The following is a 9,946-nucleotide window of genomic DNA, read 5'->3' on the forward strand; positions in this document are numbered from 1 at the left end:
CAATCCCGGATTAGCGATGCCGCAAAGCGGAGCCGTTCCATCCTTGCCGAGCGCGGCGCGGCGATCCCGCGCGTCGGGCAGGTCGGCGAGGAGGGCGGCGAGCTGGTCGGAGAGCGGGCGGTCGGGGTCCCAGACCAGATGCACGGCTCCGGTTTGCATGAGGTTGTCGAGGCCTGGCGCGAATACGGGGGTGGACTTCGCCTTCTCCGTCAGCACCTCGATCGAGAGCTTCGTCACCTTGGCCATGGAGGGCAGGTCCATGACGGCCGGGTCCGCCCCGGGAAGACCGACCAGCACGCGGGTGGCGAGCGCGGTCGCCAGGAACGCCCCGGCCGCCGAGCGCCCGTAGAGGATCCCGATCGTCGGCCGGCCCCGCAGATCCGCGTAGATCAGCGTCTTCGCCAGATGGGCGAGGAACTCGTTCAGCCCGAGCAGCTCGTCCCGCTTGCTCATCCGCTGACTGTCGCTGTCCACGATCACCAGGATCGGACCGTCGCCCCCGTGAACGGAGGCGAGGATGTGCTTCGAGAGGCTGATGGCCTCGTCGACGCCGAGAGCGGTCCTGTCCGCGACCCCGATCACCGTGGCCGAGCCGCCGGATGCGAGAGGAGCCGATCCGCGAAGGAGACCGCCGGCGATGGCGACGTCATGGCCGTCCGGAAAGAGCGAGGCGAGGATGTCAGCGATCGTCATGGCTGGGCCTCCGGACCTTGTCGGCGAGGGCGATGAACTGATCGGCCGGCAGCTCGGGCACGGCTTCGGGCTCGGGGACGCCTTCGGCGCGCCAGATGTCGACTGCGTCGCCGCAGGCGCCGAAGCGCCGGAGACGATCCTCGAGCCGGGATTGCTCGGCCTGGAGAGCACGGGGCCCAAGATGGCTCGGCTGCGCCAGGAACCGGAGGGCGGCCTCCCTGAAGGCCTCGACGGTGTCGTCGACGAATGTCTGGGCGGCGCCGAGAAGGCGCCTGTGCTTGCCGCCCATCGTGCGCCACACGAGCGCGCGGTCGTGGGAGTCGAATTCCTCCACGCCGCGGTTCGTCTCGATGACCTCCGGGCCAGAGACCGCGATCCGGCCCTGTTCGGAAACCGCGAGCGCCGAGCAGCAGGCGGCGATGAGCCCGCCTCCGCCGTAGCAGCCGGCGCGGCCGCCGATCAGCCCGACCACCGGAGCGTCGGCGAGCCGGGCCTCGACCACGGCCCGCATGATCTCCGCGATGGCGAGCTCGCCCGCATTCGCCTCCTGCAGGCGCACCCCGCCCGTATCGAACAGGATCAGCACCGGGATCGAGCCGAGATCGCGCGCGGCGTGGAGCAGGCCGGTGAGCTTGGCGCCGTGGACCTCGCCGAAGGCGCCGCCCATGAAACGTCCCTCCTGGGCCGCCACGAAGACCGGCTTGCCCGCGAGGAGGCCGCGCCCGACCACGATGCCGTCGTCGAACTGCTCCGGCAGATCGAAGACGCGCAGATGCGGGCTGACTTCCCGCTGCTCGGGCCCGATGAACTCGACGAAGCTCCCGGGGTCGAGCAGGAGGGCGACGCGCGCACGGGCGGAGCTCTCATACCAGCTGACGGCGCGGGCCGGCTCGAATGCCTCATTGGCTGCCTGCGGCTCGGCGGACTTCATGCGTCGTCCTCCATGAGGCGCGCCGCCTGGGCGAGACGGAGCGAGACGGTGTCGGGACGGGCGCCGCCATCGTTGATCGAGAAGCGCAGACCCCCGGGCGCGTAGCGCTCGACGAAGTCAGCCACGACGGCCTCCCAGACGGCGCCGAAGCCTTCGGCGGCGGTCCTGATCTCGACCTGGCACTCGCCCTCCGGCAGGACGCGCTCCACGAGCACCTCGAGATTGCCGGACGCGACCACGCCGGTCAGGGCGCTCGGCTTCGTTCCCGGAGCGCGCCCACTGGTGCTGTGGCGGAAGCTGAGATCTTCCATGTCGGTTCGTCTCCTCACCAGTTCCGGAATTTGGAGGGGGGCGCGTAGAGGCCGCCCGACCAGCGGACGAGGTCCTTGATCGAGCGTGCGGCCAGCATGCTTCTGTTGGCGTCGAGCGGGTCGATCCCGAGGTCTTCCGGCCGGCGGATGACGCCGCGCTCGCGCAGGCGCTGCACCATCGCGCGGTCCCGCGCCCGGCCGACCTCCGTGTAGCCGGCGACCCCGCGGATCGCCTGTTCCCGCTCTGTCGGGTTTCGACAGAGCAGCAGGTTCGCGACGCCTTCCTCGGTGACGATGTGCGTGACGTCGTCGCCGTAGATCATCACCGGGGCGAGCTCGAGCTTCAGTTTCTCGGCGAGCGCGAGCGCATCGAGCTGCTCGACGAAGAGCGGCGCGTTCTTGTCTCCAAAGGTCTCGCCGATCTGCACGACGAGCTTGCGCCCGCGCCGCAGCGGCGCCGGGCTATCCGGATCGGCCTCCTTGCCGGCCTGGAGCCAGGGCTCGCTCGGATGGCGCCGGCCGCGCGCGTCCGAGCCCATGTTCGGCGCCCCGCCGAAGCCCGCGATGCGGGTGGCCGTGACGGTCGAGGAGTTGCCCTGAAGATCGATCTGCAGCGTCGATCCGATGAACATGTCGCAGGCGTAGAGTCCCGCCGTTTGCGAGAAGGCGCGGTTCGAGCGCAGCGAGCCGTCCGGGCCGGTGAAGAACACGTCGCTTCGTTCCCGGATGTACTCGTCCATCCCGACCTCGGAGCCGAAGCAGTGGATCTGCTCGACCCAGCCGGATTCGATCGCCGGGATCAGAGCCGGATGCGGGTTGAGGGCGAAGTGCGTGGCGACCTTGCCCTTCAGGCCGAGCTTCTCGCCATAGGTCGGCAGCAAAAGCTCGATCGCCGCCGTGCTGAAGCCGATGCCGTGGTTCAGCCGGCGCACCCCGTAGGGGCCATAGATCCCCCGCAGGGCCAGCATGGCGGTGAGGATCTGCGTCTCGGTGATCGCCGCCGGATCGCGGGTGAACAGCGGCTCGACGAAGAACGGCTTCTTCGCCTCGACCACGAAATGCACCCGGTCGCCCGGGATGTCGACGCGCGGCACCCTGTCGACGAGTTCGTTCACCTGCGCGATCACGACGCCGTCCTTGAAGGCGGTCGCCTCGACTACGGTCGGCGTGTCTTCGGTGTTCGGGCCCGTGTAGAGGTTGCCGTCTCGGTCAGCGCTGACCGCCGCGATCAGCGCGACGTTCGGCGTGAGATCGACGAAGTATCGGGCGAAGAGCTCGAGATAGGTATGGACGGCGCCGAGCTCGATCTTGCCGCCGAAGAGCATTGCGGCGATGCGGGCCGATTGCGGGCCGGAATAGGCGTAGTCGAGCTTCTTCGCGACGCCGCGCTCGAAAAGATCAAGATGGTCGGGCAGCACCACGCCGGACTGCACCATGTGCAGGTTGTTCACCTTCCCGACGTCGACCGAGAGCAGCGCGCCGCTAAGCAGGTCCGCCTGCTTCTGGTTGTCTCCCTCGAGGCAGACCCGGTCGCCCGGACGCAGGACCGCCTCCAGCAGCCGGGTGCTGTCTTCGGCCGCCACGACCTTGCCCTGCGCGACTTTCGCGCCCGCTTCCAGACGAGCATCCCGCTCAAGGCGGCGCTGAAAGGTCATCCCGAAGCTCCTCTCGCTTACTGCGCGAGATTTGGGGCATCGGACGGGAGCTGTTTTGCGGGAGAGAACCGCGATTTTCCGTTTCGCACGGATGAACCGCACGACCCGGATGCTGGGGCCTAGCGCAGGCCCTGCGCGATCTTCCCGGCTTCGGGCCGGCGCCGCAGGGCCAGCATCGCGGCGACCCCGATGACCGGGCCGGGGGTCAGCAGCATGAAGCTCCAGCGCCAGCCCACCCAGTCGACGAAGACCGGGACGAGGCGGATCGACAGGATCGTCAGGGCGAAGCCGACGCCGAGCTGCACCGCGAGCGCGGTGCCGACATAGCGCGGGTCGCTGACCTCGGTCGCCATCGCGGAGAACTGCGCGGAGTCGCCCACCACGCTGACGCCCCAGATCAGCGCCACGATCGCGAACAGCCAGACCGGCCCGTCGAACACGACGCCGATCAGCAGCGCGCAAGTCCCCGAGACGGCCATCATCCCGGCCGCGGTGGCGGTGCGGCCGATCCGGTCGGCGAGCAGACCCCCGAGCAGCGCCCCGAAGGCCCCGACGCCGATCACCGCGAAGGTGATCAGCGACGCGGCCGCGGCGCTCGGGACGCCGAGCGAGGGCGGCGCCGCGGTCACGAACACCAGGAACCAGCCCCACATCGCGTAGAGCTCCCACATGTGGCCGAAATAGCCGATGTTCGCGAGCGCCAGCGGGCGGTTGCGCAGCACGGCGGTGATCTGCCGGGGGTCGAAGGTGGCCCGGCTGAAGGGCGCAGGCCCCTCGCGCGCGAAGGTCCTGAAGATCGCGGCGCCGATCAGGGTGGCGACGCTGGCGACGGCGACGACGACCCGCCAGTCGATGTGCTCCACCAGGCCGCGCACGAGATGCGGCGACGCCGAGCCGAGCGTCAGCGCGCCGATGACGGCGCCGAGCGCCGTGCCCCGGCCCCGGACGAACCAGGTGGAGATCAGCTTGAGCGCGGGCGGATAAACGCCCGCGAGCGCGGCGCCGGTGATGAGCCTGGCGACGAACAGCGCGGCGACCGACGGCGCGACCAGCAGGCTCAGATTGGCGAGGGCGGCGAGCGCCGCGGACGCCGCCATCAGCTTTCGCGGCGCGACGATGTCGGGCAGGTTGACGAGGCTCGAGCCGAGCGCTCCGGCCACGAAGCCGAGCTGCACCATGTTGGTGAGCCAGGAGGCGTCGGCCGGCGACAGCCCCCAGGCGGCGATCAGCTCCGGCGTGACGGCGGTCGCCGAGAACCACGTGGTCATGCTGAGCACGAGCGCCAGGCAGACCAGCCCCAGCACGCGCCACCGCGCGCCGTCGTCCGGGACCGGCGCCGCCGCGGTCATCAGCTCTTCTTCAGCGGGACCGTGAAGGTCGTCGCCACGCCGTCGAGGCAAAGATCGCCGGCGGCGTTCCTCACGCTGGTCTTCAGGGTGCAGATCGGCTTGTCGGCGCGCACCGTCAGGATTTCGACGCGTCCCGTGATGGTCTCGCCGACCCCGACCGCCTTCAGGAACTTCCACTCGCAGCCGAGGAACACGGTGCCGGGGCCGGGCAGATCCTCGGCCACCAGCGCGTTCAGGATGCCGGACGTCACGCCGCCCTGCACGATCAGCTTGCCGAACACGCTGGCCTCGGCGAGCTCCCGGTCATAGTGCAGCGGGTTGCGGTCGCCGGTCATCTCCGTGAAGGCGATGATGTCCTGCATGGTCGTGGTGCGCGACCGCTCGGCGCTCTGGCCTTCGCGCGGCATCCCGTTGATGACGCCGTCCCAGCCTGAAGGCCTGGCTTCATCGGTCATCGCGGCCTCCTTTCGCGCGCGTCACAGCGGACGCCTGATGATGCGCCCCAGCATGCCGACGATCCCGTCACGGAAGGTGAGGACGCAGACCACGAACACGCAGCCCTGGATGATGGTCACCCAGGCCCCGAAGGGCGCGAGATAGCTCTCCATCGCGATCATCACGAAGGCGCCGACGATCGGCCCGAACACGGTGCCCATGCCGCCCACCAGGGTCATCAGCACGACCTCGCCGGACATCGACCAGTGCACGTCGGTGAGCGAGGCGAGCTGGAAGACGATGGCCTTGGTGGAGCCCGCGACGCCCGCGAGCGTCGCCGAAATCACGAACACCGCGAGCTTGTACCGGTTGACGCGGTAGCCGAGCGAGATGGCGCGCGGCTCGTTCTCGCGGATCGCCTTCAGGACCTGCCCGAAGGGCGAGTGGATCACGCGGTAGATCAGCAGCATGCCCGCCGTGAAGATCACGGCCACGACGGCGTAGAGGACGCGGTCGTCGCTGAGGTCAATGAGCCCGAACAGCCGGCCCCGTGGCACGCCCTGGATGCCGTCCTCGCCGCCGGTGAACTTGGCCTGCAGGGAGAAGAAGTAGACCATCTGGGCCAGCGCCAGCGTGATCATCGCGAAGTAGATGCCCTGGCGCCGGATCGCGAGCGCCCCGAAGGCGAGCCCCAACGCCATCGCGGCCAGCGTGCCGGACGCGATCGCGAGCTCAGGCGTCAGCCCCCAGGCTTTCGCCGCATAGGCCGAGACGTAGCCCGCCATGCCGAAATAGGCGGCATGGCCGAAGGACAGCAGGCCGCCGAAGCCGAGCAAGAGGTTGAAGGCCAGCGCGAACAGCGCGAAGCACAGCACCTTCATGAGGAAGATCGGGTAGACGCCGAGCGGCAGCAGGGCGAGCAGGACCACGATCCCGATCATGATCCGGCGGTGGAACGCCTTCGGGTCGACGCCATCCGGGGCCGGGCGGGCGGCGGCGATCGGGGTCGCGTCGTGAGCGGCGGCCATCACGCGGACCGCCCGAACAGGCCGGAAGGCTTGGCGAGCAGCACGATCGCCATGATGACGAAGATCACCACCGAGGACGCCTCCGGGTAGAACACCTTGGTCAGACCCTCGACCAGACCGAGCCCGAAGCCGGTGAGGATCGAGCCGAGGATCGAGCCCATGCCGCCGATCACCACGACGGCGAACACCACGATGATGATGTCGGCCCCCATCGCGGGATTGACCGAGTAGATCGGGGCAGCGAGGACGCCCGCCAGCGCCGCGAGCCCGACCCCGAACGCGTAGGTCAGGGTGATGAGCAGCGGGACATTGACCCCGAAGGCGCCGACCAGCGTCGGATTCTCGGTCGCCGCGCGGAGATAGGCGCCGAGCTTGGTCTTCTCGATCAGCAGCCATGTCGACAGGCATATGACGAGCGACGCGACCACCACCCAGGCGCGGTAGTTGGGCAGGAACATGAAGGGCAGGCGCTGGCCCCCCGACAGCTCAGGCGGGATCACGTAAGGCAGGCCGGACGAGCCATAGTGCTGGCGGAAGAGGCCCTGGATGATGAGCGCGAGCCCGAAGGTCAGCAGCAGGCCGTAGAGATGGTCGAGCTTGTAGAGGCGTGCGAGCAAAAGGCGCTCCAGCAGCGCACCGAACAGTCCGACCGCTATGGGCGCGATCAGCAGCGCCCACCAGTAGCCGAGCCCGAAATTGTTCAGCAGGATCCAGGCTACGAACGCGCCCATCATGTAGAGCGCGCCGTGGGCGAAATTGATGACGTTGAGCAGGCCGAAGATGATCGCGAGCCCGAGCGACAGCATTGCGTAGAACGAGCCGTTGATCAGGCCGAGGAGCAACTGCCCGGACAGCGCCTGCACCGAGACGCCGAAGATCGTCGTCATCGTCAGACCCCGAGATACGCGTGAAGCTTGCCGAGATTGGCGTCGAGATCGTCGTTCGGGATCATGTCCACGACCCGGCCCTGCTCGACCACGAAGTGACGGTCCGCGACGGTCTGCGCGAAGCGGAAGTTCTGCTCGACCAGAACGGTGGTGTAGCCCTCGGACTTCAGGCGCTGCAGCGTGCGGCCGATCTGCTGGACGATGACCGGCGCAAGACCCTCGGTGGGCTCGTCCAGCAGGATCAGCTTGGCGCCCGTCCGGAGGATGCGGCCGATCGACAGCATCTGCTGCTCGCCGCCCGAGAGCTTCGTTCCCTGACTGCGGATGCGTTCCCTGAGGTTCGGGAACAGCGCGTAGATGTCGTCGACCGACATGCCGCCAGGCTTCACCCGCGGCGGCAGCATCAGGTTCTCGTGCACCGAAAGGCTCGCGAAGATGCCCCGCTCCTCCGGCACGTAGCCGACGCCGAGCCGGGCGATCAGGCGCGACGGCATGCCGACCGTCTCGACGCCGTCGAACAGGATCGAGCCGCGGCGCTTTCCCAGGATGCCGATGATCGCGCGGAGCGTCGTGGTCTTGCCGGCGCCGTTGCGGCCGAGCAGCGTCACGACCTCGCCCGGCCTCACGTCGAACGTCACCCCGTGCAGCACGTGGCTCTCGCCGTACCAGCCTTCGAGGCCCTCGACCGCGAGCAACGGCGCCGAGGCGTCCTGCAGGGCGGCGGCGCGGCGAGCGTCAGCCATGACCGGCTCCGATATAGGCTTCGATCACCCGGGGATCCTTGGAGACGGCGGCGTAATCGCCCTCCGCCAGCACCTGCCCGCGCGCCAGCACCGTGATGCGGTCCGACAGGGAGGCGACGACCGAGAGGTTGTGCTCGACCATCAGGATGGTGCGGCCGGCCGAGGCGCGGCGTATCAGCGCCGAGATCCGCTCGATGTCCTCGTGGCCCATGCCGGCCATCGGCTCGTCGAGCAGGAGCATGTCGGGCTCGAGCGCCAACGTGGTCGCGATCTCCAGCGCGCGCTTGCGGCCATAGGAGAGGTCGACCGCCGGCGCCCGCGCGAAGGCCGCGAGCCCGACATCCTCGACGAGCGCCAGCGCCTCCTCGTCCAGCGCCCGCAGCACGCGTTCGGAGCGCCAGAAATCGAAGCTGTCGCCGCGCTTGCGTCGCTGCAGGGCGATGCGGACGTTCTCCAGCACGCTGAGCTTGGGGAACACCGCCGAGATCTGGAACGAGCGCACCAGCCCGAGCCGGGCGACGTCGGCCGGCTTCATGCGGGTGATGTCGCGGCCGTTGTACCGGATGGTTCCGGCGGTCGGGGTCAGGAACTTCGTCAGCAGGTTGAAGCAGGTGGTCTTGCCGGCGCCGTTGGGGCCGATCAGCGCGTGGATCGAGCCGCGCCGAACCTGCAGCTCGACCCCGCCGACGGCGCGGAAGCCGCCGAAATCCTTGGTGAGGCCGCTCGCGGCAAGCACCACGTCGTCAGCCAGCGCGCCGCTCATGACGCCGGGCCGTGCATGGCGCGGATCGCGGCGCGGCTGGCCTTGCCGGTCGCGCCGATCGGGAGCGCGTCCGCGAACGCGATCACGTCCGGAATCTTGAAGCGTTCGATGCGCTGCGCGGCCCAGGCCCGCAGATCGTCCGCGCTGGCGGCGGCGCCGCGCTTCAGCACCACGACGGCGTGGATCGCCTCGCCGAGGCGCTCGTCAGGCACGCCGGCGCAGAGCGCCGCCGCGACATCGGCGTGGGCGCAGAGCATGTTCTCGACCTCGATCGGGGAGATCTTGTTGCCGCCGCGGGAGATGATCTCCTTCGACCGCCCGACGAGCTCGACCCTTCCGTCGGCCCGACGCCGCGCGAGATCGCCCGTCCGGAAGAACCCGTCCGCGAAGGACTGCGCGGTGAGGTCGGGCGCGCCGAGATAGCCGTTCATGCCGAACGGGGTGCGGATGCGCAGTTCGCCGGTCTCGCCAGCCGAGGCCTCGAGGCCGTCGTCGCGGACCAGCCTGTAGTCGACGCCTTCGGTCGGGACCCCGACCGATCCCGCGCCTTCGCGGCTCGCGCCCGGCGCGAGCACGAAGTCGCAGGAGCCGGTCTCGGTGAGGCCGTAGAGGTCGAACACGCCCGCGCGCGGCCAGGCGTCGGCGAGCCGCTCGCCGAGCGATGGGCCGAGAACCTCGCCACCGGTCAGCACCGCGCGCAGCCGCGGCGCGTGGCCGGCGTCCCCCGCCAGCAGGGCCCGGATCATCGAGGGCACCGCGCCCAGCACCGTGGCCTCCTCGGCGAGCAGCCTCGCCATCGTCGGTGGCGTGAACTTCTGCACCAGCACGAGCTTGGCGCCGGCGCGGATCGCAAGCAGGCTCGCCCAGACCCCGAAGATGAAGATCAGCTGGAGCGGCAGCGCCACGACGTCGTCACGGGTGACGCCGATGAGGCGGTCCAGCGCCTCGATCTTGCCCGCAAGCGCGTCGTGTCCCAGCACCACGCCCTTCGGGGCCCCGGTGGTGCCCGAGGTGAAGATGACCAGCGCGGCGCCGGCGAGTTCCGGGCGCGCGGAACCGAGAGCAGCCGCAGCCGCAGCCCGTTATCCAGGATGATGCGCACGACGCCGAGGTGGCGGTGGATCTGCTGGCCTTCTTCGCAGACCGCCTCA

Annotated in this window: 11 protein-coding genes; all 11 read right to left on the reverse strand. The window is 69.6% G+C overall.

What is annotated here, in order from left to right; all coding sequences use genetic code 11:
• Positions 1 to 693 (reverse strand): biotin-independent malonate decarboxylase subunit gamma (locus tag ACIKT0_RS08070; RefSeq protein WP_407104844.1); only part of this gene is annotated, 693 nt, incomplete at its 3' end.
• The gene (locus ACIKT0_RS08075) at positions 680 to 1,624 is read right to left on the reverse strand and encodes a biotin-independent malonate decarboxylase subunit beta (protein ID WP_407104845.1); all 945 of its coding nucleotides are present in this window, start codon (positions 1,622 to 1,624) and stop codon (positions 680 to 682) included. The genes ACIKT0_RS08070 and ACIKT0_RS08075, both read right to left, overlap by 14 nt.
• Entirely contained in the window at positions 1,621 to 1,935 is a 315-nt protein-coding gene (mdcC, locus tag ACIKT0_RS08080) for a malonate decarboxylase acyl carrier protein (RefSeq protein ID WP_407104846.1), read from the reverse strand. Before mdcC ends, ACIKT0_RS08075 begins: the two co-directional genes overlap by 4 nt.
• 14 nt (positions 1,936 to 1,949) lie before the next feature.
• The gene (gene mdcA / locus ACIKT0_RS08085; RefSeq protein WP_407104847.1) at positions 1,950 to 3,590 is read right to left on the reverse strand and encodes a malonate decarboxylase subunit alpha; all 1,641 of its coding nucleotides are present in this window, start codon (positions 3,588 to 3,590) and stop codon (positions 1,950 to 1,952) included.
• Between the two features lie 119 nt (positions 3,591 to 3,709).
• The gene (locus tag ACIKT0_RS08090) at positions 3,710 to 4,939 is read right to left on the reverse strand and encodes an MFS transporter (protein WP_407104848.1); all 1,230 of its coding nucleotides are present in this window, start codon (positions 4,937 to 4,939) and stop codon (positions 3,710 to 3,712) included.
• Positions 4,939 to 5,394, reverse strand: a complete 456-nt coding sequence (locus ACIKT0_RS08095) for a MaoC family dehydratase (protein ID WP_407104849.1) — start codon at positions 5,392 to 5,394, stop codon at positions 4,939 to 4,941. Before ACIKT0_RS08095 ends, ACIKT0_RS08090 begins: the two co-directional genes overlap by 1 nt.
• Positions 5,395 to 5,415: 21 nt before the next feature.
• Entirely contained in the window at positions 5,416 to 6,402 is a 987-nt protein-coding gene (locus ACIKT0_RS08100; RefSeq protein WP_407104850.1) for a branched-chain amino acid ABC transporter permease, read from the reverse strand.
• On the reverse strand, positions 6,402 to 7,289 hold the full coding sequence (locus ACIKT0_RS08105) for a branched-chain amino acid ABC transporter permease (protein ID WP_407104851.1): 888 nt from the start codon (positions 7,287 to 7,289) through the stop codon (positions 6,402 to 6,404). Before ACIKT0_RS08105 ends, ACIKT0_RS08100 begins: the two co-directional genes overlap by 1 nt.
• 2 nt (positions 7,290 to 7,291) lie before the next feature.
• Positions 7,292 to 8,032 carry an ABC transporter ATP-binding protein gene (locus ACIKT0_RS08110; RefSeq protein ID WP_407104852.1) on the reverse strand — a complete coding sequence of 247 codons (741 nt, stop codon included), beginning with the start codon at positions 8,030 to 8,032 and terminating at the stop codon, positions 7,292 to 7,294.
• Complete coding sequence (locus ACIKT0_RS08115; RefSeq protein WP_407104853.1) at positions 8,025 to 8,795, reverse strand: ABC transporter ATP-binding protein; 771 nt, start codon at positions 8,793 to 8,795, stop codon at positions 8,025 to 8,027. Before ACIKT0_RS08115 ends, ACIKT0_RS08110 begins: the two co-directional genes overlap by 8 nt.
• On the reverse strand, positions 8,792 to 9,820 hold the full coding sequence (locus ACIKT0_RS08120; RefSeq protein WP_407104854.1) for a class I adenylate-forming enzyme family protein: 1,029 nt from the start codon (positions 9,818 to 9,820) through the stop codon (positions 8,792 to 8,794). The genes ACIKT0_RS08115 and ACIKT0_RS08120 overlap by 4 nt, the downstream gene beginning before the upstream one ends.
• Positions 9,821 to 9,946 lie beyond the last annotated feature (126 nt).

The organism is Hansschlegelia beijingensis, assembly GCF_045505405.1.
Lineage (GTDB): Bacteria > Pseudomonadota > Alphaproteobacteria > Rhizobiales > Methylopilaceae > Methylopila > Methylopila beijingensis_A.

Excerpts from the sequence above, each read along its gene's own strand:
- ACIKT0_RS08075 (WP_407104845.1), bottom strand. The coding sequence starts at position 1,624 with ATGAAGTCCGCCGAGCCGCAGGCAGCCAATGAGGCATTCGAGCCGGCC.
- mdcC (WP_407104846.1), bottom strand. The coding sequence starts at position 1,935 with ATGGAAGATCTCAGCTTCCGCCACAGCACCAGTGGGCGCGCTCCGGGA.
- mdcA (WP_407104847.1), bottom strand. The coding sequence starts at position 3,590 with ATGACCTTTCAGCGCCGCCTTGAGCGGGATGCTCGTCTGGAAGCGGGC.
- ACIKT0_RS08090 (WP_407104848.1), bottom strand. The coding sequence starts at position 4,939 with ATGACCGCGGCGGCGCCGGTCCCGGACGACGGCGCGCGGTGGCGCGTG.
- ACIKT0_RS08095 (WP_407104849.1), bottom strand. The coding sequence starts at position 5,394 with ATGACCGATGAAGCCAGGCCTTCAGGCTGGGACGGCGTCATCAACGGG.
- ACIKT0_RS08100 (WP_407104850.1), bottom strand. The coding sequence starts at position 6,402 with ATGGCCGCCGCTCACGACGCGACCCCGATCGCCGCCGCCCGCCCGGCC.
- ACIKT0_RS08105 (WP_407104851.1), bottom strand. The coding sequence starts at position 7,289 with ATGACGACGATCTTCGGCGTCTCGGTGCAGGCGCTGTCCGGGCAGTTG.
- ACIKT0_RS08110 (WP_407104852.1), bottom strand. The coding sequence starts at position 8,032 with ATGGCTGACGCTCGCCGCGCCGCCGCCCTGCAGGACGCCTCGGCGCCG.
- ACIKT0_RS08115 (WP_407104853.1), bottom strand. The coding sequence starts at position 8,795 with ATGAGCGGCGCGCTGGCTGACGACGTGGTGCTTGCCGCGAGCGGCCTC.